Origin of the sequence: Myxococcus sp. CA033 (assembly GCF_013336625.1) — a bacterium.
GTDB classification, from domain to species: Bacteria; Myxococcota; Myxococcia; order Myxococcales; family Myxococcaceae; genus Myxococcus; species Myxococcus llanfairpwllgwyngyllgogerychwyrndrobwllllantysiliogogogochensis.
Genome location: NZ_JABUMU010000020.1, coordinates 21666 through 44473, shown reverse-complemented (window position 1 = coordinate 44473; position 22808 = coordinate 21666). Strand labels below are relative to the sequence as shown.

Genomic DNA, 22808 nt, shown 5'->3' with positions numbered 1-22808 from the left:
AGGGGCACCCGGGGGGACGTGGACCGCGCTGTGACGGGCCTTCACGCCGGCCTTACCAGGCCCGCGTCCTCCGGGTGAACAGGACTCCCACCGCGGCAAGATGAATGTCGGCGTGCATGGGGCCTCCAGGGGACACGCGGGACGACGACGACCGTCGTCCGGCGCCCCCTGCATATCAACGAGGCCCGCCCCGTGCACGGGGGATGTCGTGGGGGGCGGGTGGTACAAAACGTCCCGCCCGTCGTCTCGGTAGAGAAGGCCGCGGACACACGAGCCTGGGAACGCCGATGCGCGAGGACTACGAGGCGGAGCTGCGGGCGGTGCTCTTCGAGGGCCTGCTCTCGGACAGCGAAGTGGAGGCGCTGCGGGCGGAGGCCCTGCGACGCGAGGCCGCGCCCCTGGAGCTGTTGCGGGAGCGGGGGCGACTGTCCGAGCACACGCTCGCCTCGCTGAGGAGCGCGTCGCGCGCGGCCCTCCAGGGCGCGCTGGTGGGCGCCCCCACCGCCACCGGCCATGTGGGGCCCCCCAAGGCGCTGGAGCCGGAGCCGGAGCCTGGCTTCCCCGTGCCGGGCTGGGAGCGCTACGCGCCCATCCGCTTCCTGGGACAGGGCGGCATGGGGCGCGTCTTCCTGGTCCAGGACCCGGTGCTGCGTCGCCCCGTGGCGCTCAAGTTCGTGAGGGACGACGACTCGGACCGGGCGCGGCACTTCGTCGCCGAGGCGCAGGCCCAGGCACGGGTGGACCACGAGCGGGTGTGCAAGGTGTACGAAGTGGGCCAGGTCCAGGGCCGCGCGTACATCGCCATGCAGTACGTGGACGGCCAGCCCCTCCACCAGCTCGCGGGCGTGCTCAGCCTGGAGCAGAAGGCGCTCATCCTGGCCCAGGCCGCCGAGGGCGTGCACGCCGCCCACCGCGCGGGCCTCATCCACCGGGACCTCAAGCCGTCCAACATCCTGGTGGAGTGCACGGCCGACGGGCAGTGGAAGCCGTACGTCATGGACTTCGGCCTCGCCAGGGACCCGGGAGAGGGGGCCACCGCCACGGGCTCCATCCTCGGCACGCCGCACTACATGGCGCCGGAGCAGGCGCGCGGAGAGGTGAACCGCCTGGACCGCCGCGCGGACGTCTATGCCCTGGGCGCCACGCTCTACGCGCTCCTGGTGGGCCAGCCGCCCATCCCCGGGGGCAACGCGCTGGAGGTGCTCAGCCGCATCCCCACCGAGGACCCCACACCGCCTCGAGTGCTCGCGCCCGAGGTTCCCGCGGACCTGGAGGCCATCGTCCTCAAGTGTCTGGAGAAGGAGCGCGCGGGCCGCTACGACTCGGCGCGCGCGCTCGCTGAGGACCTGCAACGCTTCCTCGACGGGGAGCCGGTGCTCGCGCGCTCGGTGGGGACGGCCTGGAGGCTGGCGCGGCTGACGCGCAGACACTGGCGTGGGTTGCTGCTCGCGGCGGTGGCGGGCCTGCTGATGTTGCTGGCCGGGGTGCAGGCCGTGCTGGCCCGCCGGGACGCGGACGTGCGCGAACACCTGGCGCGGCGCTTCTCCGAGCTGGCCGAGCACGTGGAGTCCCGCGCGCGCTACACCGCATTGGCGCGACTGCACGACACCCGGAATGAGCGGCACGTGCTGGAGACGCGCCTCGCGGACATCGCGGGGGAGATGCGCGAGGGCGGCGAGCACGCGCTCGGGCCGGGCAACGAGGCGCTGGGCCGGGGCTGGCTGGCGCTCGGAGAACCGGCGCGGGCCCGGGAGCACCTGGAGGCCGCGTGGAAGCATGGCACCCGCACGCCTCGCGTCGCGTGCGCGCTGGCGCTCGCGCTCGGGCAGCTCTACCAGGAGCGGCTGCGCGCCTACGAGCACCTGCCCGCCTCGGAGCGACAGGCGCGGCGGCGCGAGCTGGTGACGCTCTACCGGGAGCCCGCGCTGGCGTGGTTGCGACAGGGCAGCGGCGCCGACCTGCCCCCGGCCGAGTACGTCGCGGCCCTGCTCGCGTACCACGAGGAGCGGTACGAGGACGCGCTGGAGCGGCTGGATGCGCTGGGAGACCGGCTGCCCTGGTTCTTCGAGGCCCCGCTCCTGAGGGGTGACGTGCTGGTGGCGCGCGCCACCGGGCACTGGGACGCGGGACGTCGCGAGCGCGCGCAAGAAGACCTGGAGGCGGCGAGGAAGGCCCATGTCCGCGCCGCGTCCCTGGCGGAGAGCCTGCCGGAGTCACACCTGGCCCTGGCCGGCGTCGAGCAGGTGGCCCTGCGCATGGGCCTGTATGGCCAGGGTGACGTGACACCGCACATCGAGCGGGCACTCGAAGCCCTGGAGCGCGCGCTCACAGCGTCGCCCCGACACCTGCCGTCCCTGGTGCGCAAGGCCCACCTCCATCGCAGGCTCGCCGAGTTCCGGAGCCGACAGGGTGGCGACGCGGAAGCCGCGCTCCAGGCGGCGCTGAAGGCGGCCCGGGCCGCGCTCGACGTGGACCCCGTGAGCAGCGAGGTCCGCCACGCGCTGGGGCTGGTGCTCTGGCAGCGCGCCCGGATTCAACAGGCGCGCAGCGAGGACCCCCGGGAATCGCTGAAGCAGGCCATCGAGGCCTTCGACGGCGTGGCGCTCCAGGAGCGCGGCTACGACTACCACTCCAACCTGGGCCTCATCTTCAAGGTGTGGGCGGACCACGAGGACGCGGTGGGCGAGGACTCGCTCGGCCATCGCAAGCGCGCCATCGACGCGTACCTCACCGCCATCCGCATCGACGAGGCGCTGCCCGACGCGTGGATCAACCTGGGCAGCGCCTGGTTCAAGCGCGCGTCGAACCCTCGCAACCCCGACGCGGACGCGGACCTGGAGCGCGCGCGACAGGCGCTGGAGAAGGCGCGGACGCTCAATCCCCGCAACCTCGTCAGCCACTTCTACGAGGCCCAGGTCCACGCGCTGCGCGCCACGCGACTGCGCGACGGTGGAGGCGACGCGAGTCCTTCCCTGGACACCGCGCTCGCGTCGTACCGGAGCGCGCTGGCCCTCAACGCGGACGTGCCCCAGCTCCACGGGGGCGTGGGGCTGGTGCACCTGGAGCGCGCGCGGGCCGCGTGGCTTCGCGGCGAGGCCCCCTTCCCCGCCCTGGACGAAGCGCATGCATCCTTCAGCCGCGCCCTGGCCCTGGCCCCGAAGCAGGGCCTGCCGCACAGCAACCTGTCGGAAGCCCACGCCACCCGCGCGGCCCATCGCCTGGCCCGGGGAGAAGACCCGCGAGACGACGCCCGCGCCGCGCAACGCGAGGCCCGCGCCGCGCTCGCGCTCCAGCCGGACCTTTCGACGGCCTGGGCCAACCTGGGACAGGCCCACCGGGTGCTCGCCGCCTTCGCGCTGGAGCGAGGCACAGACGCCAGGCCCGAGCTCGACGCCGCCGAGCAGGCCCTGGGTGAGGCCCTGCGACGCAACCCCCGGGACGAGGAAGCGCTGCGCTACGCCGCGGAGGCTCGCGGCCTGAGCGCGGCCTGGAGTGTCCTCCACGCGAAGGACTGGGAGGCCGCCTTCACTCGCGCCGAGCAGGCCCACGAGGCCGCCCTCGCCGTCAGCTCCCGTCCCCACGATGACCGGCGCGCACTGGCGCGGCTTCACCTGGACTGGGCGCTGGCGCGGCGGCGCGCGGACAAGGACCCTCGCGAGGTGCTGGAGCGCGGCCTGTCATGGGTGGCCCCGGTGCTGAAAGCGCGCCCCCACGATGAAGAGGCGCGCGCGCTGCATGCGGCGCTGGAGCTCACCCAGGCCCGGGCCTTCCCGGCCGAGCATCCCGGTCAGCAGGCACGCGCGCGGGAAGCCCTGTCGAGCGCGCTCACCGCGCGCCCCCTGCTCGCTCGGACCTGGGCGCCCCTGCTCACGGAGCCGGGCCGCTCCCGCGCGATGCCTCCGTGAAGAGCTGGAGCGTCACTCCTCCTCGGGCTCGTTGGGATCCCTGACCACTTCCAGGTCCCCGGGCTGGCCCTCGCCCGTGTCGGTCGAGACGACGAAGGGGTAGTCCTTCCAGACCGCATTGCGACGGACCCTGCGGCACCAGCTCGACATGGGCCCCGCCACCAGCTTGATGTCGTCCTTGTTGTAGTTCTCGAAGATGGCGTCGGCGCCCTCTCCATGGAACTTGAGCAACGCCCAGGGGACACCCGGGGCGAGCTGAAACTTGAGCAGGTGTCGCTGCCAGACGCAGCTTCGGGGAGGCGTCACGGGGTCGGCCCCCAGGGAGATGGTGATGAAACACAGCGTCCCCTCCTCGGGCTTGGGGCAATCCCCGTCCACCATGGGACAGGGCACGGCATGGAGCTTGGCGCAGGCGGAGGCGTCGTATTCCGCCTGGGACTGCACGCCCCGCGCATCGACCTCCGCGGGCCCCGACGTGTCGGGCGCGCAGCTCCACCCCAGCGACAACATGACGACGCCCGGCCAATGCTTCAAGTGCCCATCCATGGTGCAAGCCTCCCCGCCACGTCGCTTGGGATGCGCGGGACTGGCCCGACCCGGACGGTGGCCCGTGGAGCTTGCCACGCCCCACGGCTTCATGACTCGGGAGGCTCGAGGCCCAGCTCCCTGACCCGCCGCTGGAGGGCGCGACGGGACACCTCCAGCTTCCGCACCATGGCGTCCAGGTCGCCACCGCAGGCCTGGAAGCAGCGGGTGATTTCCTCCGCGCCCAGGTCCTTCACCGTGCGGATGTGGGGACTGCGGTCGACGAGGTTGTAGAGCGACGCCCGGGTGATGCCGAGCTTCTCCGCCGTGTTCTTCAAGTCCCAGGAGCACTCGCGCAGCGCCTCCAGCAGCTCGGGCTCCGTCACGTCCGAGGGCTTGCGACGGGCAACGGGCGTGGGCTCATGGATTGGCGCCTCCTCGCCCGAGGGCTTCGGTGCCAGCTCCGCCTCCAGCGTGGCGTCCACCTGGAGGCGAGCCTGCCCCCGGCCACTGATGACGAGCTGGCGGGCCACGTTGCGAAGCTGGCGGACGTTGCCGGGCCAGTCGTGCCGCAGCAACCGTGACGCCAGGGCGGCCGGCAGCCACGGCTCCGCATAGGGGTCCGTGGGCTCCAGGCGCCAGGCCTCCCCCAGCCCCTCCAGCTCCACCCGCGCGAAGTGGTGGAAGAGCAGCGAGATGTCCTCCCGCCGCTCGCGCAGCGGGGGCATCTGGATGGAGTAGCCGGAGAGCCGGTGCAGCAGGGGCGCCCGGAAGCGGCCCTGTTCGATGAGGTCCTCCAGGGGCGCGTCCGTCGCCGCCACCAGTCGCACGTCCGTGGCGATGGGAGTGTGCGCGCCCACCGGGTACACCTCCCCCGTCTCCAGCACGCGCAAGAGCGCCACCTGCACTTCGGCGGGAGCCTCGCCCACCTCATCCAGGAACAGCGTGCCGCCGTGCGCGGCGCGGAAGAAGCCCTCGCGGCTCTGGGACGCGCCGGTGTAGGCGCCCCGCTGCGCGCCGAACAACTCCGCCGCGGCGAGCTCGCGGGCCAGCGTGCCCAGGTTGACGCTGACGAAGGGCCCCTTGCGACGGGGGCCGCGCTGGTGGAGCGCGCGCGCGACCAGCTCCTTGCCCGAGCCCGTCTCGCCCCGGATGAGCACCGGCACGTCCAGGTCCGCCACCTGGCGGACGCGCGTGCGCACCCGGCCCAGCGCGGAGCTCTGCCCCACCATGCCCAACGTGTCCGCGGACCGCTCCTCGTCCACCGCCACCCGGTGCAACAGCAGCACCACGCGCCCGGCCAGCTCCAGCGTCACCCCCGCCGCGAGCGCCTCCGGTCGGAAGTCCCAGCTCACCCCTGGCACCCCGCCCACCATCACCTGGGTCCCCTCGGCATCCCCTTCCAGCCGGACACCACCCTCCGGACGCGGGAGGAAGCGCAGGGGACGGCGGCTCACGAACGGGTCCGCCAGCGGCCGGCCAATCACTTCCCCCACGCGCGTGAAGAGCGGCTCGTTGCGCGACAGGGCCACCTCCTTGCCGCGCGCCAGGGACTCCAACACGAACCGCTCCCCCACCCGCGAGGCGAGCGGATGGGAGACCAGCGTCAGCGCCGGCAGGTGCGCGGTGGCCTGCGAATCACCGCCTTGCCGCTGAGGACTCGCGGTGGAGACGTCGTCGAGGAGTCTCTGCTTCATGAGGGGGACGCTCTGAGCCAGGGCCCGCGTTCTCCCTCAGGCTACACGAGCCCGAAGCGCGACGGACCGTGGGAGCCCCCAGGCTGGCACACGCTGACATGTCAGCCGACGCCGCTGACATGCCAGCCGAGCACCGCGCCGCCCGCCCCTGCGCCCTTCTCCGAGGGAGCACGCCCCGGCACAGCGGTTGCTCTAGGAGGCGCTCGGAGGGGTTGCCAACGGTGAGAACCCTCATGGAAGCGAAGACGACTGGATTCTGGGAGCTGTGGCTGTGCCACCACCCGAAGCTCCTCGCGAAGAGCCTGCGCCACCTGGGTGGCCACCAGGCCGACGCGGAGGACGCATTGAGCACCGCGATGCTGCGAGCCGCCGAGGCCTGGCCCCGGGAAGTCCAGCGGCTGCGAAACCCCGAGGCGTGGCTGACACGCATCCTCCACAACGCCTGCGTGGACCTGCATCGCATGCGGGCCCGGCGCGCGGAGGAGCCGCCCGAGCAGGACGACGAGGCCCCGTCCGAGGCAGTGCAGCCGGCGCATGCCCCATCGCCGGAGCAGCTCGTCCTGGAGCAGGAGCAGTCCCAGTTGCTGTGGCGCCACGTCCACCGGCTGCCGGAGCCCTTGCGGCGGGCGTGCCTGCTGCGCTTCGAGCGGGAGCTGGATGGCCGCAGCATGGCCGTGGAGCTGGGCATCACCCATGTGAATACCCGCCGCAGGCTGCTTCGGGCCTATCAGGTGCTGCGCCTGGCGCTCGGCACCTCGGCGCGCGGCACGGACCTGGAGCCTCCCGTGCGCGGCGGCGCGGAGCAGTCCCTGCCTCCGAGCCGGGCGCCGCGCGCCAGACGGGGTCCGACTACGCGTTGGCGGAGCGGACGAGCGCGCCCACCCCGTCCCGCGCACCGTCGAGTCGGCGGATGAGGCGGCGGCGGACGACCTCGATGTGCTCGCGGAAGAAGTAGAGGTTCTCCGCGTAGGCGAGCGGCATGGGGATGCGGTTGACCTCGCGCTCGGCCTCTTCCAGCCGCTTGAGCATGTCCTCGAGCATGTCCCGCCCGGGGTTCTCATCGAGCTGGATTTCAATCTCCTTCAACCGCGCGTACCAACGGACGATGCGCGAGCGGATGCGCCACTGGTACAGCGCGGGAACGGCGCGGAACAGCGGCACCACCACGGCGATGATGGGCACCAGCATCACCCACAACCGGTCCACCAGGTTCGCCGCCCAGAACGGCAGGTAGCGATGGAGCAGCGGGATTCCCGCCTCGTAGTAGCGACGGGCCTCGCTGCTGAGGGCGAAGCCCGTCTCGCGCGGCGCGGGGAACTCGCTGGCGCCATCGAGCAGGCCCGCGCTGCCGTGGATTTGGCTGGCCGCGCGCATGAGGAGGTAGGAGAGCGCGGGGTGCAGGGAGTCGCGCGCGACGAGGTTCGCCGTCGGCGCGAGCACCACCACGTCCCGCGCGGGGATATCCGAGGCGAGGTTGAACACGCCGCGCGGCAGCACCAGCCGGGTCAGGTACGGGAAGCGGCGCGCGTACGCCTCGCCCCGCGCGAAGCTGAGCAGATTCACACCGGGCACCGCCGCCAGCTTCTGGATGGGGGGCGACTCCGCGGGCGAGATGAGGAAGATGGCGTCGAGGTGGCCCTGCTTGAGCTGCTCGATGGCGGCCTCGCGCTCCAGCGGCAGCAGCTCCGTGGGCGCCTGGTCGATGCCATTGGCCTTCAGCAGCGTGACGGCGAGCGCGCGCGTGCCACTGCCCTCCGGCCCCACCGCGATGCGGCGGCCCTTCAGCTGGCGCACGTCCTCCAGGGGCTCGCCCCGGTAGAAGACCCAGAGGGGCACGTAGGAGAGGCTGCCCAGGGACACGACGCTCGCGGCCTTCTCGCCGCCCGCGGTGCCGCTCTGCACGAAGGCGACGTCGACGTCGGAGTTCTCGTCCGACAGCAGCGCGACGTTCTCGATGGAGCCCTTCGTCGAGCGCAGCTCCAGGGTGACGCCGTGCTTGGAGAGGAAGTCCTGGTACTTGCGCGCGTAGTAGCGGAAGCCGCCCTCGTCGGGCGACAGGGCCAGCACGAGCTTCTTTGGAGGCGCGGGCTCGATGAAATGGAACGCGGCGGCGAAGGCGATGCCGATGAGGAGCACCGCGGGCGCGAGGGTGAACCACAGGTCGCGCCGCAGCGTGCGCCGCAGTTGTTGCTTGAGGGAGTCCGCCGTCATGGTGGGCGCGGAGTATACGCACCTCTCCGCGCCCACTCCCATGCCTGCCTGCGCGAAGGAGGGCTAGCAGTCAGCCGGGCACGCGGCGGGCGACTCCCAAGGCTGGCACACGGCATCCCCGCACGAGGAGTTGAGGAACGTCTCCAGCACGGCCCTGCGGTGCGGCAGGAAGACGGCGTTGAGCGCGGGGGAGATGCGGAAGCGCGGGCCGAACGGGCCGGGGGCCGGGTCGAACTGCTCACCCACATGGACGAAGCCGCCCGACGGAGGCCAGACGAGGCCGCCGCCCAGGTTCGCCCCGTTGCTCAGCTCGTGACAGCCGCCGCACGACAGCGCCATCGAGCGCTCCACGATGTGCTGGGGCAGCAGCGGGCTGCCCAGCAGCAGCAGCTCGTTCTGGATGTTGGTGCGGAAGGGGCTGGGGTTGGGGCCGAACTGGAAGCGGTAGTCGTTCTCCGGGCCCTGCGCGTTGCTCTGGCCGCTGTTGAACATGTCCGGAATGGTGTTGTTGAACAGGTTGATGTCGGTGACGGCCAGCGCCGGCACCTGTGAGGGGAACAGGACGTTCTGGAAGGACGGCGCCAGCGGGTGCCCGGAGACGGGGTCGAACAACGTGCCGCCCGGGTTGACCTTCACCGTCACCGGCCGGAAGTTCAACTGGCAGGGCACGCTGCCGCACATCGTGCGCCGCACGCTGAACTCTCGCAGCGTCCACGGCGGCTGGATGAACTGGTTGGTGCGCACCTGCCCGGTCGGCACGCTCCCCGTCGTCCGGTTGCCGTAGTTGTCGATGTGGACCACCGGCATGAAGCCCGGCAGGCCCGTGAAGTAGAAGTTCTGCAGCCCGCCGATGCGGGTGGCCAGCGCCGCGCCCGTCAGCGAGGCCCAGAAGTTGGCCACCGGCGCACAGCCATTGAGGCCGGCGGTCGGATTGGGGTTGGGCAGCACCGCCTCGAAGATGAGCAGGTTGCGATTGCCACCGCCGGGGATGCCGGAGCGCTTGCCATAGACGATGCGGTACTCACCGCAGTCCACGCCCGACGCCGGCGCCAGGTCGAAGCGGTTGACGAGCGCCAGCGGGACGTACTCGTCGGGGTTGGTGCCCGGACTGAGGAAGGGATTGACGAAGGCCTGGTTCCCCTCGATGCGAGGACACTGATACTGGAAGCCGTTGAAGAGCGGGCCGCAGTTGGGCGGGTTCGCCGTGTTCCACCAGTCCTGGAAGAGCGCCAGCGGCGTCAGCCCCGCGACACCGGACTGCGTCACCAGCTGACTCATCACCCGCACGAGCGGGAAGTTCCTCACGATGGCGTCGTCGGTGATGATGAGCGACGAGCGCGGGTCCACCGTGACGACCATCGCCGACGGCCCCATGGGTGGCAGCGCCATGGCACCGATGCCGCGGCGCTCCGGGTGCCTCGTCGGGTCCACCGTCACTTCCTCCGCCGGATCCATCCCGGTCGGCTCCGCCTCCGGCGCCGCGTTGTCACAGCCGGCCGCCAGGGCCACCAGCGCGCACACGAGCATCCCGCGCCAGGCCAACTGGCTCTTCTCAACCATGCGTTGCATTCGAGGTCTCACACCCGCGCGGACGGCCGCGCCCCCTGCCAGGGATGAGCACTCCGGCACGTTGCCGGATTCACGGGTCGGCAAGAAATCCCATGATTTCGCGTTTATACATTGTTCACTGACACAAAATCCACAAAGAGGATGAGTCAAACGCAAACATGGGCTTGCGAGCGTCGGCGACAGGGCTTGGGTCTCGATACACCCTTGCGCGCCGTCCCATCCAAGACGTGTGACGTGTGGCGAGTGTTACTCCCCGACGTCGGAGGGTGGACGTCGTGGGCGATGCACGCGACCTGGAAGGCAGGATGCGCCCGGGGCACCGAGGACACCGGCCCCACGCGGCGGGAGGACTCGCCACGTCTGTCGCTGGAGTTGGGGGGCAATCAGGGTGGCGAACAGCAGGAGCGTCAGCGGTGATGAGTGGCCCCGGCAGGTGGCCGCACCGCACGCGTCGTCAGGGCCCCGCCAGTGACATCCAGAGGGACAATCTCCGACTCCTCCAACTCACGGCCCAACCGTTCGACGACACGCTCGCTCACGACCACGAGAGACGCACAGCTCCGCGCGAAATCGACGTCGGGAACTTCGGCCAGGCGCAACTGACCGAAGGGGGGCAGCACAAAGTCCGTACGACTGCAGGTCTTGCAGGCCCCATGGGCATCGGCGCCCGCGATGCGCCCGCCAGACCGCACCTCGAGTTCCACCAGGTCGGCCACCCCAGGCCGCGCCCTGAAGCGTGTCGGGACTGGGCTGGCCCCCGTGAGCCCCTTGAGTCTCTCCACCACGGCCGGCTGAACGACGAGCATCCACGGCACGTGGATGACCACGGGGGGAAAGCGTCCCCTGGCCCTGCCGGTCAACGCGCCGAACCCTGTGCCTGGCTCCACAACGGCTCCCTGCGGCACCAGCGGCAACACGCGATTCCGAAGGCTCACGAATTGATCCCAGGGCACGCACCGTGGCCGTTCGAAGTCCCGCCGCCCTGACATCTCGGAGAGGTCGACCGTCGGGTAGTCGTATCCGCCGCCCCCCCAAACCGCCTTGCACGTCGGGCACGCCACTCCGGGGAGTCCCCACTCCCGTCCCAGATCGTAGGCTCCGGTCCACTTCGACCGCTCCACGCGTCGCCGGGTCAGCGTGTAGTAGCGCATTCACTCTCCAGCGGCGGCGGCCAGCGAGAGCCGCTGCCAGTACGTCATCGGGACGCCAAGGAGACCATACCGCTCCACCAATCTCCCGCCATGGCGGAAGTGGTCAGCACGCGTCGCACGCAGTCGGTTCGCCTGAATCCAGTCGAACCAGTCCCGATTCCACGGTCCACCATCCTTCCCCTCATGCACCCGCCGGTGTTCCGCGACGCCGACGAGAAGCGTGTACTGGTGGATCTCGATGCCGATAGTCGCGAAGTACCCCTCAAAGGCACGCGGGAAGATGTGGTGTCGCTCCTTCTCGCGGCGGCTCCAGTCTGCGATGGCCTTCCGCGCTGCCTTGACGCTTGGCAATTTGTCCCTCCGGTACCACGGGATGATGAAGACGGCCTGCCGCCCTGGAAGGGGAACAGCTCCGCCCCAGTACCGCTGGATGCGCGCTGTAGCCCCGTCTGGAGCCCGGGCAGGTGGGAGCCTCAGTGCATACGGCGGAGAGGCGAGGTCCTCGCAGCGGTAGAGGCCACACTCATCCTCGCCACAGGAGGGCGCGTAGCAGCCTTCGTCATTGTCCCCGGCTGACTGAGCGCAGGCCTCCGCGGAGTCATCCACGCTCGTGTCGAGCAACTCACCGGCACGGATGTACTCCGGTGCTGCGGCACAGCCAGTGACCAAGAGCAGGACAACCAACCACCGATGCGTCGTCATTTGCGTCCCCCCGGACACGCTGCATTGCGAGGATGCAGCTCTGCCACGGCGGAGCGTCACTGAAGGGAGCGAACGTTGTCCGGCAGTCACCACTCCACCCAGCCGCGCCGAGGGCGAGTGGCTGCCCTACCGGGTGCAGCGTTTCAGAAGGCGCACGCGGACCCACTGGCGCATATTGCCGCGGCGGACTCAGCGTCCTCGCACGGCTGCTGTGGGTCGGAAACGGACCTTGAGAGCATTCCCTGGAGCGATGACGAAGATGGCGATGATTCACGGGGACCGCTGGGAGGGACTGATGCTCCACGAGTGGAAGGTCGACCGCGCGTCATCGGCCGACCTTGAGCGCGCTCTTGATCGACTCGACGCTCGCAGCCACACCATGGTCACCATCCTGCAGGAGGGAGAGCAGCACCTGACCATGGGTGGTGGTGCCGGCCAGTTCGTCGTGTACGCCACCTTCGACAACAATCAGTTCTGGAACCTGCTGCGCTCCCAGCCAGCCACCGGCACGACCCTGCTGAACGTCGGGGGACAGGAGGGGGACTATCCAGCCGAACAGATAGTGACCAAAGAGCAGGCTCTCGCTGCCGGGCTTGCGTTCCTCGACACCGGCCGGCTGGACCCCTCTCAGCAGTGGCAGAACCCGTAGTTGTGCCACAGCGGAGCTCGAAGCACCTCTGCACGCCCGTTCCGCGCCCTCGCTGCTACCCGGTCCGTCGCCTCATTTCACGCGCACAGCCGCCTGACCTCGTGAACATCGACATCCCGAGGACTGGCGCATGCCCACGAGGACCTTGCCTACTCCTGCATCGCCTCCACCATCCGCGGCGGCGGGGACAGCATGAGGATGCTGCTCGCCCCCGGTGCGCTCCGCGCCAGCACGCGGCCGTCGGAAGACACCACCACCGCGATGCCTCCCAGCGAGGCTCGCACCGCGGGCATGCGCAGCTCCACCGCCCGCATCACCACACCGCCGATGGCCTGGTCCACGGCGAAGCGACTTCCAGCCAGGGGCAGATCACTGGCCAGGACCGCGAGCAGCTCTCCTCCCGCCTCCCGTCCACGCAAGGCGGTGGCGCGGCTGAAGGCCTCGTAGCAGATGAGCGGAATCACCTTCCGCCCCGCGAGGGACAGCAGCGGTCGCGCCTGGCTTGCGAGCAGCGGCTCCCCTCTTCCCTGAAGCCCGAAGATGGAGCGCTCGCCGATGGGGACGAGGATGGACTTGCCTCGGGTCTCCCGCAGACGCCCGTCCGCATCAAAGGCGGCGGCGGCATTGAAAAAACCCTCGGGCGTTCGGAGCATCAGCCCCGCGATGGCGGGGACCGGCAGGCGCGCATCGAAGGCCTCGAGGACCTCCGGCCGTGACACACGCCCCTCGGTCCCCCGCTGGAGCCCCCGGACCGTGGACTCTGGCCAGATGAGCCGCTCCGTGGCCTCGGGCACCGACTCCGGCACCCGCACGGAAGAGGCCATGTGGACCACGCCCGTCCCCTGGAGCGCATCGTCCGCCACGGGCAGCCGGGGCAGCGCGGCCAGGGCCAGCATGACGCCCACGGCCGGCAGCAACAGGCGGCGCGAGCGCAGGGCCACGGCCTCTCCAACGCACACGGCGGCGAGCAGGCAGAGCACCAGGGTGGGCACCCACCCCACGAAGCCCACGGCCCTCAGGATTGGCGGCTGCATCCACTGGGAATGCAGCACGTGCGTCATGGAGAAGCCGCTCCACGCCTCCAGCCCCGCCTCGCCCAGCACCCAGCCCAAAGGCAACCAGTACCTTGGAGGCACCCGCTTCACGGGCAGCGCCGCCAGCGCCAGCAGCGGCACCTGGGACAGCGCCCCCGTGGCCGTCCAGCCCAGAAACGCCACGATGAACGGAGGAGGAAGCCAGGGGGCCGTGTAGAACTCCGCCGTCCCCACCCACCAGTGCAGGGCCACGCCCTGGCGCACCAGCGCGGACAGCAGCAGCGCCGCGGCGGCCTGGCGCCAGCCGTTGGCTCGGTGGAGCGCCCACCCCAACAGCGCGATGCCCACCCAGGCCAAAGGCTGCGCCCACGTCCAAAGGAAGGCGACGCCCAGCGCGACACCCGAGCCCAGGGCCAGGAGCAGGCTCATCGCTTCCGGAACCTCTCGGGCGGAACGGGGACCAGCGCCGTGGCCTCCCCCGGGAGCACCACCTTCACGAGGTTGGGGTGCTTGCGCGCCAACCGGGCCTCCAGCACCTCGGGCTCCCAGCGCGACACCTCTTCGAGCGCCGTGTCCATGGCCTTCGCATCCAACCGCCACAACTCGAGCGCCTTGCCAGAGCGCGTCCGGACGAAGCGAGCGCGCTGCTCGGGGCTCCCGGCCTGGAAGAAGCCCTCGTCATAGAGCAGCCCATCGAGGGGCAGCTTGTACGTGGAGCCCAGCACCCAGGCCCCAGGCGCCTCTTCCGCGAGCGCCGTGAGCAGCGGCGTGGAGAAGCCGTAGCAGGTATCCAGGACGATGAGGTCCGGGCGATAGCACCGAACCACCCGCGCGAGGTCCTCCGGGGACGCGTTGAGATAGCTCGGCGGCAGGCTGTGTCCGCTGAGCACGAGCACCTCGGCCCTCACTCCAGAGGGACAGGAGAAGTCCTCGAGGGCCACATGCGGGCAGCGGGCATCCGAGCACGGCGACTGCTGCAACTCGGCGACATCCACTCGTGAGTAGATCGCCACGACGCGCTCCTGCACTCCGGGGGCCTGCCGACACGCGCAGGCCCCCAGAAGCAGGGCCAGGAGCCAGTGCCTTACCAACACAGTCATGGACGGTTCCAGTTCCTGGCTCGAAACACCGGGAGGCCTGCTAGCAGCGGCACCAATACGAGGCGCACCACGAGCGGCAGTAGTTGCTCAACCCGGTGAGCCTGCAGCCGTTCCGCCGGTACTGCTGGGAGCAGCCGACGGTGGAGCCCACGTACCAGACGCCCACCGCGATGAGGACGACCACCGCCGCGGCGCCGCCCTTCCCATTATTGTCCTCGGGAAGGTACTTGCTGATGACTTCAATCATCGTGAACAGGGAGTACTCGGAGACGGCTTCCAGCGCCCCGGTCTCGAGGAGGATACTGGCCGCTTCCTGCTCGTTGGCGGCCAGCTTGTCACCCACCAGGATGGTCTTGTCCGCGTTGAAGACCATGTGCAGCTTGCCGCCTTCATGGTGGACCCAGGCGTCGCCCGTCTCGTTGTTCACCGTGTAGATGGTGCGCTCCCCGGTCTTCTCGTCATACACCTCGAGGACGGCGTCCTCCGTGCCGCGGACGAGCGTCTGCCGCAGGACGAAGTTCATGAAACGGGGCACCTCGTCATGCATCGCGATGCCCAGCCGGCCAAACCGCTCCAGGCTCCCGTCAACGACTTGCGCGGGCTCCACGGCGCTGAAGACGATGTTCTCGGCCAGGGCCTCGCGCGCCTTGGTCATCGGGTTGGCTTCGGGAGCACGGCTGCAGCCGATCTGAACGGTGAAGACCGCGAGCATCGCGAGCGTTGCCGCGCGCATGCCGTTGGAAGAACCACGGTGTGACTCAGCCGGATGAAACATGTGGGGACACTCCTCTTGCGGTGGGGAACTCGCACCTGGCGCAAGGCCGGGTGCGATGGTTGCTGCACTCCCCGTGAAGGCAGGAAGTAGGCCATCTCTGGCTTCCCTCGGAATCTGGGGTGCTATGCCGGTGCCGTTGTTGCGTCCGCCGCAACAAATCTTCACTCTCCGTGACACCCAGCGCTACAACCCCACTGCACATCCAGTGGGCGTAGCGGCGGCCGCCTCAGTCCTCGTCGCAGTGGAGGAAGCCGTGCGCGTCGCCCTCGATGAAGGGGGCAGATGCTGCTTCCGTTTCTCGCTCGTTGGGCAGGTCCGCCCTGCTCCACCAATCCTGGGTGCGAAGCTGAACGAAGGCCCTGCCCTCGCGCGCCGTCCCGTCCACGACGTGTGACATGTGGCGAGTGTTACTCCTCGACATCGGAGACGGACGTCAGGGGCCACACCCACGACTCGGAAGGCAGGATGTGCCCAGGGCGCCGAGGACACCGGCCCCTCGCGGCGGAAGGACTCGCCACGTCTGTCTCTGGAGTTGGGGGGTCATTCAATGAAGACGTCTCTTCGCGCCGCGTTCGTCGGCACGAGCATCCACCTCGTCATCCTGGGAGCAGTCCTCGCGGCCTGCGATGGACCCGGTGAGTCGCCACCCCAGGAGCCGCGGACAATGGCCCCCCAGGCCGTCCAGCGTGCGTACCAGGACTATTACAGCGTGGCCCTCGCGCCGGGCGGTCCCACGGGCAGCAGTCAGCTCAGCCGGGGCACCGTCTTCGTCCCCATCCTCCAGCCCGTCACCCATGCGCCGCTCCTGGGTCTGGATGGCACGCCTCTTCGCTACACGTGCGGCGTCACGTTCATCTCCCCACGCAGGGCCATCACCGCCGCGCACTGCCTGGACGACGTCAGCGTCTGGGACCCCGCGAACCAGGCGCTCGAGGTCCGCATGTATGACCCGATGATTGACGCGGAGGTGAACTGGGAGGCCACGGCGGAGAGCCTGTCGGGCACCTTTCCCGGCTTCCACCGGACGCCGCTCGGCGGGGGCTACAGCACGTCGTCCTATTCGTGTCGGGTGATTGCCCGCTGCGGCGACTCGTTCGGCAACTACCAGTGCCCCGCATCGTTCCCCCGGGCCGACACCGCGTTGCTCGACTGCGGCGCCGAGAGCCCCGGCTGTCGTTACGACTACCTGGACGTCGCCGAGTCGGAGGGCCTGGGCGTCCCCGTGTCCATGGCGTGGGCCCACGAGGTCTACTCGATTCCGGAGGACCGGAGCACCGAGCTCTGGCAGCGCTACACGCGCTACATCGACTACGAGCCCGCGCAGAACTACCACTACTACGGGGTGAATCAGCTGCTGCCCCTGCTCTCCAGTCCCTGGAGCAATCCGTCGCGGCCCCGCGTCTCCCTGGGCCTCTCCGGCTTCGGCACCGACGCGCGGCTCACGGAGCTGCATGGCTGCCATGGCTCGTCCGGCTCCGGAATCACGCAGCTCAACGAGCACCTGGGCACCCAGGAGTTGCTCGGGCCCGTCGCGGTCTGGGCCCACTGGGTGTTCCCCGCGCACGACTACGACTTCCTCTGTGAAGACCCCGCGCGCACCGCGCGGCTCCCGGGCGACGCCGGGCTGGGCTATGCCCGGCTGGCCTTCACCCGGAAGCTCGTCGAGTCGAGGAGCCCGGACGATGTCTGCGACACCCTGGTGCCGGGCCTGTTTCCCAATCCCCTGCTCTGGTTGACGCACGACGTGTGGCTCCTGCGCCGGGGCGCGCTGGGCACACAACCCTTTCCCAAGCCCTGGCCGTGCACCGCCTCCTCGTGCTCCGCCTGGGAACGATTGCGCTTTCCCAATGAGCCCCTGGTACCCCTGGCGCGGGGAGAGTCCCTCACGCTGCCCTCGGCGGAGGTCATCGCGGGAATGACCTATCGCGTGACGGTGCGCGTCCGGGCCCTGGAGAGCACTCCGGCGACTGTCACGCTCTCGCTCGGGACTCAGTCCCTCCTGAGCAACGCGAGTCCCGTCGCGCTCCCGGGCGAGGCGGCGGGGCTCATCGCCACCACCTTCGTGCCGCTGTCCGGCGCGGCGCAGCCCTTGCGGCTCGCCCCAGGCGAGGACTCGGGGGCCTTCGCCGTGACGGAGGTCGTCGTCGTCGCGGACCCGCTGGCCAACGGCTTCGAGTATCGCTCGCAGCGCGTGGGCATGGGCATCCTCGAGCCTGGCGCTCGCACGCCCGTCCCGGCGACCTGGACGCGACTCCCTCCCTCGCGCTTCGCGGCCCTCCTGCGTGGGGGCCAGCGGTTCGTCGTGACACGACAGGCTTTCGTGTCGGGCCGCGCCTGGACGGTCGAATTCGACACGTCACGCGACACGGTGGGAGTGTCCTGCGGATTCATCACCGCTGACGGGCGGGAGCTGCGCACGCGCTGCAACGCGGTGCGTGGACGCGTCCGCACCCACTTCCAGCTCGGCGCGGCACAGCCCGTGGCCTTCTTCGTCGACCTGCCGGCCGGACAGCCCGACCTCATCCTGGACAACCTCCGCCTCGTGACCCGCTGAGAGACGAGCCGGAAGCCACATCGCGCCTCCGCCCGGAGTCAGACCCCTGGCTCCGGGTGGAAGCCGCGTTGGGCGCTCAGTCGCGCACGTCGCACGAGCCGGCATCGGAGAGGAGCCGGCCGACCTGGACGTGGAAGAGGTCGCTGGGGAGGAACGGCTCATACTGGTGCCGCACGAAGTAGAGCGTGCGGTGGTCCGGCGAGAGCGTCGGATGGTACTCGTCCAGCGCGGTGTTCACCGTCGGCCCCAGGTTGCGGGCCGGCTGCCAGCCGCGCCACGTGCGCGTGGCCACGTAGAGGTCGCCGTAGCCGTAGCCCTCCGGACGACCGATGGAGGCGAACAACAGCGTGTCGCCGTCCGGCAGGACGTTCGGGTTGAACTCCCACAGCTCGGTGTTGACGGCGGGGCCCACGTTCTCCGCGGGCCCGTAGCTGCCATCCGCGCGGAGCTTCGAGCGCCACACGTCCCAGCCGCCGAAGCCGCCCTCACGGTCCGAGCCGAAGTACAGCGTGCCGTCCTCGTCCACGCTGGGGTACAGCTCGTCACCGAGGCTGTGCACCGCGGCCCCCAGGTGACTCGGCTCGCTCCAGCCGCCGTCCCTGCGTCGCTCGACGACCCACATCTCCACATCCTCGCGCGGCGCGCCGTTGACGGGACGGATGGAGGAGAAGAACAGCCGACGTCCATCCGGCGAGACGAACGGGTCGATGTCCGAATACACGCCCGAGAACGACGCGGGGCGGGGCTCCGTCCATCGGCCGTGGCGCAGCTCGGAGAAGACGATGGTGGCCTGGCGCGTCTCGGGGAAGAAGCCGGGGCTCACGCCCCAGAAGGCCGTGCGCCCATCCGGAGTGAAGGCGATGCGCCACTCCTCCTGGCCCGGAAGGGAGACGAACCCCGGGGCGAACACCTCGGGAGCGCGAGGCGCGGAGGCTGAAGCGGACATGGCGGCGCACAGCACCAGCGCCGCGAGCACCACGGGGATGCGACGGAATGACGATGACATGACGGATTCCTCTCGAGATGTGGCGGGAGGAAGTGACGTCGTTCCCGCCATGGCCCAAGAGGTACGCGCGTTGCCCGCCGCTGTCCGGGAAGCGGGGATGAAGAGAGAGGGACGCGGGACGGACGGGAGCCCCTCGGGGACGCGCCTCAGCGCGCTCCGTCCGAACCTGGACCCAGTCCGAGCGCGGACTCCACGCGAGCGCGATGGCTGCGCCCGGTGCGCACGGCGGTGCCGCCAGGGCCCAGCACCAACAGGTATTCGCCCTGGGACAGGGGCTCCATCTCCCGCACCTGGTCCAGATTGACGAGTACGGAGCGATGCACGCGGAGGAAGCGACGTGGGTCCAACCGCTCCTCCAGATGCGTCAGCGTCTCTCGCAGGACGTGCTGCTCGCCCCCGACGTGGACGCGGACGTAGTTGGCCTCGGACTCCACGTGGGTGATGGTGGAGCAGTCGACGAAGCGGATGCGCCCGTCGACCTTGATGGGCAGCCTGCGCAGAGGGGCCTCCGCCATCGCGAGCCCCGACAGCAGGGCCTCCTGGCGCGCCACGGCCTCGCTGCGCCGCACGAGGCGCACCTGCTCGCGTGCCCGGACCAGCGCGGCGCGAAAGCGCTCCTTGTCATAGGGCTTGAGCAGAAAGTCCAACGCCTGCGCCTCGAAGGCCCGCACGGCGTGCTGCTGCCACGCGGTGACGAAGACGACCACGGGGAGCGACTCCGGAGGCAGCGCGCGGAGGACCTCGAAGCCGTCACCCGCGGGCATCTCGACATCCAGCAGCAGCACGTCCGGCGACGTGTGGAGCACCGCGCGCACCGCCTCCGCGCCGCTGGTCGCCTCGGCCACCACTTCGACGTTCTGCTCCGCCGCCAGCAGTGCGCGCAGCCGGGAGCGCGCCAGCGGCTCGTCGTCAGCGAGCGCCACGCGAAGCAGCGTCGACTCCACCGGTTCCGCGCTCATGCCGCCACCCGAGCCCCCTCGGGGCCCGCGTCGAGCGGCACGCGCAATTCCACCACCGCGCCCCGGGGCGTCCCCTGCCGCAGCTCCAGCCCCGCCCTGCCCCCGTAGAGGGTCGCCAGTCGCGCTCGCAGGTTGGACAGGCCCACGCCTCCACCGCGAGGCGGGCCTCCCACGGGCGGCCCCATGCCGTCGTCCCGCACGAACAGCCGCAGCACGTCCCCTTCCCGCTCGGCGGAGATTTCAATCCGCCCCGGCTCCGCGCGCGGCGCCAGTCCGTGACGGATGGCGTTCTCCACCAGGGGCTGCAACGCCAGATAGGGCACCCGTGCATCCAGGACGTCCGGAGCCAGCCGCCACGACACCTCCAGGCGGGGCCCGAAGCGAATCTGTTCGATGTCCAGATAGGGAGCCAGCGCCGCCTGCTCCTCGCGCAGCGTCACCTCCTGTCGTGCATGGGACTCCAGGCTGTGGCGCAGCAGGTCGCCCAGTCGCGCCAGCATGCGCTCCGCGGCATCCGGGTCCGCGTGGACCAGCGAGGCCACGGCGTTGAGCGCGTTGAACAGGAAGTGTGGCCGGAGCTGCGAGGCGAGCGCCTGGAGCCGAGCCTCCGCCAGCTGGGCCTGGAGCTGGTCCGCGCGACGCTGACGCACATGCGCCCGGCGGGCGAGGCCCAGGGCGTGGGCGCCCGCCGTCAGCAGCACGAAGGGCAGCAGGTTGTTGACGACGCTCTGGGCCAGCACGTCGAGCACGCGGGGCTCGCGCTCGTACCAGCCGATGAGGTCCTGGGTGAGCACGACGAAGGTCGCCCTGCCGAACACCACCAGGAGCAGGGCCACCAGATGGAAGCCCAGGGCGGAAGGCAGGCGCCCGCGCGCCAGGGGGACTCGCTCCGACAGGCGCAGACACATCACGGTGATGGGCACCCACAACAGGGAGCTGGCCAGGGACATGCGCCACAGCGCGCCTCCGGCGACCTCCGCCTCGCCGATGCGCTGGAGGAGCTGGACCTGGCTCACGGAGATGAGCGCGTCCGCGAGCCACCAGCCCAGGGCGCCTGGCCACACGGCCCAGGATGGCAGGGGCGCCACCTCACCAGCCCGGGGTCTCGCCGTCTCCTCTTCGCGCATGGCGAGCAAGGGTAGCGGGCCCCGGGGATGGCTTCCACGAGGCCTGGGACAAACCGCTCGCGGACAGGGATGAACGGAGCGTCGCTCAGCCACCCTGGCTCGACAGCCACTGCCGCCACTGCTCGGGACGCTCGAACTTCTCACCGGAGAGCAGTTGGAGCACCAGCACCGCGGGCTCGCGATTGATGGGCTGCTGGTAGGCCGACATGTCCACGAGCAGCGTGCCGACCTTCTGGAGCACCTCCGCGCGGCGGGCCTTCAGCTCGTCGGGCGAGAGCTTCTGGAGCACCATCTCCAGCAGGTAGGTGCCTTTGTTCCGGTCCGACACGTCCGGCATCGTCATCGCCTCGAAGACCTTGGACAGGTCGACGACCGGCCGGTCCAGGCCCTGCTGGAAGGCCAGCACCGAGCGGACGACGTTGTTGCGCACGCCAGAGTCCGGGTCCTTGAAGAAGGGCAGGAGCCACCCGATGACCTGCTCCGGCGTGCCGGCATAACCCAGCACATAGGGGACCGCCGAGCGGCGGTTCGCATCGGCGTCCTCGCGCAGCACGCGCAGCAGCGCCTCCCGAGCGGCGGGGGCCTTCTCGACGAAGCGCGGCTCGTAGGGAGCGAGCTCGGGGTGACCGAACCCGAACGAGCAGTGGGCGACGCGACAGGACGGAGGCTGGTCGGTGTTCAGCGCGCCGGAGCGCATGAGGCGCACCACCTTGTCTTCGTACTCCAGCCAGTGCGCGATGAGCCCCTCCGGGTCCTCCACGTGTCCGGTGGGTGCGGGGAGGAAGCTCAAGCGGTGCGAATCCTCGGCGTCCACCAGGTCCACGCTGGCGAAGGCCTGTCCCTTCAATTCCTCCGCGAAGAACGCGATGACGCCCACGTGGGTGTAGGCGAGGTTGAAGTGCTGACGCAGCGCCTCCTCCCGCTTCTTCATGAGATGACGGCTGCGGACGATGGGCTTGCCCACCTCCAGGCCGAGCATCTTGATGACCTCGGCCGCGGTGGCGCGACGCGAGCGCGACACGTCGATGGTCGCGAGCACGGGGATGGGCATGGGTGGGGTGCCCGCCTTGTCCAGGTTGGCCTGGACGCCCGCCACCACCTGCGCCCAGCCCGGCAGCGAGTGGAGCGAGGCCAGCTCGGGGTCGAACTGGAGCTGATCCACGGAGGGGAAACCACTGTCGGCCGCGCGCTTCAGGAAGGCCATCGCGTCCTCGGTGCGCCCTCCGAGAGAAGCGCAGCCGGCTGCGGAGTAGTACTCCTCCGCGCGAAGGTCGGGGTCCGTCAGGGCCTCCGCGGACTGGCGCCGCAAATCGGCGCAGGTGGCGAAGTCCTCGGCGTCGTAGGCCTTCTCCGCGCGCAGGGACAACTCCTGCGAGGTCATCGCGCCCACGGTGGACACCACGTCCTGGGGCTTCCCGGACGAGTGCGCGCAGCCCAGGCCCAACATCAACCACAGACTCAGTCCGACGGACTTCCTCATGAGCGCCTCCCCTTCGAAACCCCGCACTGTGGCGCGACAGTGGCCCCGGGTTCAATGTCTCACGGAACGCCCTGTCTTGAGCCCCAACCCCTGCCGGCATACCGCAAACAGTTGCAACTCAACAGCGCCTGTCATCTGGAGGCACCATGGACATATCCAGCCACACGGCCCCAACAGCCCCTACTGGGGCGTCGGGACGACGTCGTGCGAGGAGACGTGCGTCTTCAAGCGCTCCACCACCGGTACCTACTACCGCAAGCACGTCCGGTTCCGCGTGACGGATGCGACGGGCGTCACCTCCGCCCCCGCGGAGACCGGTCAGTTCTGCTGGAGCCCCAACTGAGCACGGGGCCCCAGCGCGCGC

General features: G+C 70.3%; 20 protein-coding genes. 6 read left to right on the top strand and 14 right to left on the bottom strand.

Going from position 1 to position 22808, the window contains the following annotated elements:
• Positions 1-287: 287 nt before the first annotated feature.
• Positions 288-3905, top strand: coding sequence for a serine/threonine-protein kinase (locus tag HUA78_RS33530; RefSeq protein WP_174478013.1), 3618 nt, complete (start codon positions 288-290; stop codon positions 3903-3905).
• 12 nt (positions 3906-3917) lie between these two features.
• On the opposite strand, the gene HUA78_RS33525 is transcribed toward HUA78_RS33530, so the two are convergent.
• Both HUA78_RS33525 and HUA78_RS33520 read right to left on the bottom strand, forming a co-directional pair.
• Positions 3918-4451 (bottom strand): hypothetical protein, encoded by a 534-nt coding sequence (locus HUA78_RS33525; protein WP_174458464.1) that lies wholly within the window; start codon positions 4449-4451, stop codon positions 3918-3920.
• An 89-nt stretch (positions 4452-4540) separates the two neighbouring features.
• A complete protein-coding gene (locus HUA78_RS33520; RefSeq protein WP_174461670.1) occupies positions 4541-6127 on the bottom strand; it encodes a sigma 54-interacting transcriptional regulator in 1587 nt (528 codons plus the stop codon).
• A 233-nt stretch (positions 6128-6360) separates the two neighbouring features.
• Between HUA78_RS33520 and HUA78_RS33515 the strand changes: the two genes are divergently transcribed.
• Complete coding sequence (locus tag HUA78_RS33515) at positions 6361-7041, top strand: RNA polymerase sigma factor (protein ID WP_174458466.1); 681 nt, start codon at positions 6361-6363, stop codon at positions 7039-7041.
• Here HUA78_RS33515 and HUA78_RS33510 read toward each other — a convergent pair.
• Complete coding sequence (locus HUA78_RS33510) at positions 6977-8338, bottom strand: TAXI family TRAP transporter solute-binding subunit (RefSeq protein ID WP_174478012.1); 1362 nt, start codon at positions 8336-8338, stop codon at positions 6977-6979. The two genes, HUA78_RS33515 and HUA78_RS33510, sit on opposite strands and share 65 nt — an antisense overlap.
• Before the next feature lie 63 nt (positions 8339-8401).
• On the bottom strand, positions 8402-9907 hold the full coding sequence (locus HUA78_RS33505; RefSeq protein WP_217442686.1) for a hypothetical protein: 1506 nt from the start codon (positions 9905-9907) through the stop codon (positions 8402-8404).
• 282 nt (positions 9908-10189) lie between these two features.
• On the opposite strand from HUA78_RS33505, the gene HUA78_RS47340 reads away from it, so the two are divergent.
• Positions 10190-10324, top strand: coding sequence for a hypothetical protein (locus HUA78_RS47340; RefSeq protein WP_256434370.1), 135 nt, complete (start codon positions 10190-10192; stop codon positions 10322-10324).
• Here the strand turns inward: HUA78_RS47340 and HUA78_RS33500 are convergent.
• Both HUA78_RS33500 and HUA78_RS33495 read right to left on the bottom strand, forming a co-directional pair.
• Positions 10315-11058, bottom strand: coding sequence for a double-CXXCG motif protein (locus HUA78_RS33500; protein ID WP_174478010.1), 744 nt, complete (start codon positions 11056-11058; stop codon positions 10315-10317). The two genes, HUA78_RS47340 and HUA78_RS33500, sit on opposite strands and share 10 nt — an antisense overlap.
• On the bottom strand, positions 11059-11742 hold the full coding sequence (locus HUA78_RS33495) for a TIGR02269 family lipoprotein (protein ID WP_174478009.1): 684 nt from the start codon (positions 11740-11742) through the stop codon (positions 11059-11061).
• A 268-nt stretch (positions 11743-12010) separates the two neighbouring features.
• Between HUA78_RS33495 and HUA78_RS33490 the strand changes: the two genes are divergently transcribed.
• Positions 12011-12409, top strand: a complete 399-nt coding sequence (locus tag HUA78_RS33490) for an Imm1 family immunity protein (protein WP_174467942.1) — start codon at positions 12011-12013, stop codon at positions 12407-12409.
• 149 nt (positions 12410-12558) lie between these two features.
• Here HUA78_RS33490 and HUA78_RS33485 read toward each other — a convergent pair whose 3' ends face one another.
• From HUA78_RS33485 to HUA78_RS33470, 4 genes are all read right to left on the bottom strand, one after another.
• A complete protein-coding gene (locus tag HUA78_RS33485) occupies positions 12559-13872 on the bottom strand; it encodes a nitrilase-related carbon-nitrogen hydrolase (RefSeq protein ID WP_141643821.1) in 1314 nt (437 codons plus the stop codon).
• Positions 13869-14456, bottom strand: coding sequence for a hypothetical protein (locus HUA78_RS33480; protein ID WP_174478008.1), 588 nt, complete (start codon positions 14454-14456; stop codon positions 13869-13871). Before HUA78_RS33480 ends, HUA78_RS33485 begins: the two co-directional genes overlap by 4 nt.
• Positions 14457-14583: 127 nt before the next feature.
• Positions 14584-15318: a hypothetical protein gene (locus HUA78_RS33475; protein WP_141643819.1), complete on the bottom strand. Its 735-nt coding sequence runs from the start codon at positions 15316-15318 to the stop codon at positions 14584-14586.
• A 226-nt stretch (positions 15319-15544) separates the two neighbouring features.
• Positions 15545-15715: a hypothetical protein gene (locus HUA78_RS33470; RefSeq protein ID WP_174461662.1), complete on the bottom strand. Its 171-nt coding sequence runs from the start codon at positions 15713-15715 to the stop codon at positions 15545-15547.
• 150 nt (positions 15716-15865) lie between these two features.
• On the opposite strand from HUA78_RS33470, the gene HUA78_RS33465 reads away from it, so the two are divergent.
• Entirely contained in the window at positions 15866-17872 is a 2007-nt protein-coding gene (locus HUA78_RS33465) for a hypothetical protein (protein WP_174478007.1), read from the top strand.
• A gap of 76 nt (positions 17873-17948) precedes the next feature.
• Here the strand turns inward: HUA78_RS33465 and HUA78_RS33460 are convergent, their stop codons facing one another.
• The 4 genes from HUA78_RS33460 to HUA78_RS33445 all read right to left on the bottom strand — a co-directional run bounded on the left by HUA78_RS33460 (position 17949) and on the right by HUA78_RS33445 (position 22444).
• Complete coding sequence (locus HUA78_RS33460) at positions 17949-18878, bottom strand: PD40 domain-containing protein (protein WP_174478006.1); 930 nt, start codon at positions 18876-18878, stop codon at positions 17949-17951.
• A gap of 146 nt (positions 18879-19024) precedes the next feature.
• Positions 19025-19837, bottom strand: a complete 813-nt coding sequence (locus HUA78_RS33455; RefSeq protein WP_174478005.1) for a LytTR family DNA-binding domain-containing protein — start codon at positions 19835-19837, stop codon at positions 19025-19027.
• Positions 19834-20964, bottom strand: coding sequence for a sensor histidine kinase (locus tag HUA78_RS33450; RefSeq protein WP_141643815.1), 1131 nt, complete (start codon positions 20962-20964; stop codon positions 19834-19836). The genes HUA78_RS33455 and HUA78_RS33450 overlap by 4 nt, the downstream gene beginning before the upstream one ends.
• 85 nt (positions 20965-21049) lie before the next feature.
• The gene (locus HUA78_RS33445; RefSeq protein WP_174478004.1) at positions 21050-22444 is read right to left on the bottom strand and encodes a HEAT repeat domain-containing protein; all 1395 of its coding nucleotides are present in this window, start codon (positions 22442-22444) and stop codon (positions 21050-21052) included.
• Between the two features lie 76 nt (positions 22445-22520).
• Between HUA78_RS33445 and HUA78_RS33440 the strand changes: the two genes are divergently transcribed.
• Positions 22521-22787 (top strand): hypothetical protein, encoded by a 267-nt coding sequence (locus HUA78_RS33440; RefSeq protein ID WP_174478003.1) that lies wholly within the window; start codon positions 22521-22523, stop codon positions 22785-22787.
• Positions 22788-22808: the final 21 nt, after the last annotated feature.

What these genes read in the sequence shown, in the direction of transcription:
- HUA78_RS33530 (WP_174478013.1), top strand. Translation starts at nt 288, where the DNA reads ATGCGCGAGGACTACGAGGCGGAGCTGCGGGCGGTGCTCTTCGAGGGC.
- HUA78_RS33525 (WP_174458464.1), bottom strand. Translation starts at nt 4,451, where the DNA reads ATGGATGGGCACTTGAAGCATTGGCCGGGCGTCGTCATGTTGTCGCTG.
- HUA78_RS33520 (WP_174461670.1), bottom strand. Translation starts at nt 6,127, where the DNA reads ATGAAGCAGAGACTCCTCGACGACGTCTCCACCGCGAGTCCTCAGCGG.
- HUA78_RS33515 (WP_174458466.1), top strand. Translation starts at nt 6,361, where the DNA reads ATGGAAGCGAAGACGACTGGATTCTGGGAGCTGTGGCTGTGCCACCAC.
- HUA78_RS33510 (WP_174478012.1), bottom strand. Translation starts at nt 8,338, where the DNA reads ATGACGGCGGACTCCCTCAAGCAACAACTGCGGCGCACGCTGCGGCGC.
- HUA78_RS33505 (WP_217442686.1), bottom strand. Translation starts at nt 9,907, where the DNA reads ATGCAACGCATGGTTGAGAAGAGCCAGTTGGCCTGGCGCGGGATGCTC.
- HUA78_RS47340 (WP_256434370.1), top strand. Translation starts at nt 10,190, where the DNA reads ATGCACGCGACCTGGAAGGCAGGATGCGCCCGGGGCACCGAGGACACC.
- HUA78_RS33500 (WP_174478010.1), bottom strand. Translation starts at nt 11,058, where the DNA reads ATGCGCTACTACACGCTGACCCGGCGACGCGTGGAGCGGTCGAAGTGG.
- HUA78_RS33490 (WP_174467942.1), top strand. Translation starts at nt 12,011, where the DNA reads ATGACGAAGATGGCGATGATTCACGGGGACCGCTGGGAGGGACTGATG.
- HUA78_RS33485 (WP_141643821.1), bottom strand. Translation starts at nt 13,872, where the DNA reads ATGAGCCTGCTCCTGGCCCTGGGCTCGGGTGTCGCGCTGGGCGTCGCC.
- HUA78_RS33475 (WP_141643819.1), bottom strand. Translation starts at nt 15,318, where the DNA reads ATGTTTCATCCGGCTGAGTCACACCGTGGTTCTTCCAACGGCATGCGC.
- HUA78_RS33470 (WP_174461662.1), bottom strand. Translation starts at nt 15,715, where the DNA reads ATGTCACACGTCGTGGACGGGACGGCGCGCGAGGGCAGGGCCTTCGTT.
- HUA78_RS33465 (WP_174478007.1), top strand. Translation starts at nt 15,866, where the DNA reads ATGAAGACGTCTCTTCGCGCCGCGTTCGTCGGCACGAGCATCCACCTC.
- HUA78_RS33460 (WP_174478006.1), bottom strand. Translation starts at nt 18,878, where the DNA reads ATGTCATCGTCATTCCGTCGCATCCCCGTGGTGCTCGCGGCGCTGGTG.
- HUA78_RS33455 (WP_174478005.1), bottom strand. Translation starts at nt 19,837, where the DNA reads ATGAGCGCGGAACCGGTGGAGTCGACGCTGCTTCGCGTGGCGCTCGCT.
- HUA78_RS33450 (WP_141643815.1), bottom strand. Translation starts at nt 20,964, where the DNA reads ATGCGCGAAGAGGAGACGGCGAGACCCCGGGCTGGTGAGGTGGCGCCC.
- HUA78_RS33445 (WP_174478004.1), bottom strand. Translation starts at nt 22,444, where the DNA reads ATGAGGAAGTCCGTCGGACTGAGTCTGTGGTTGATGTTGGGCCTGGGC.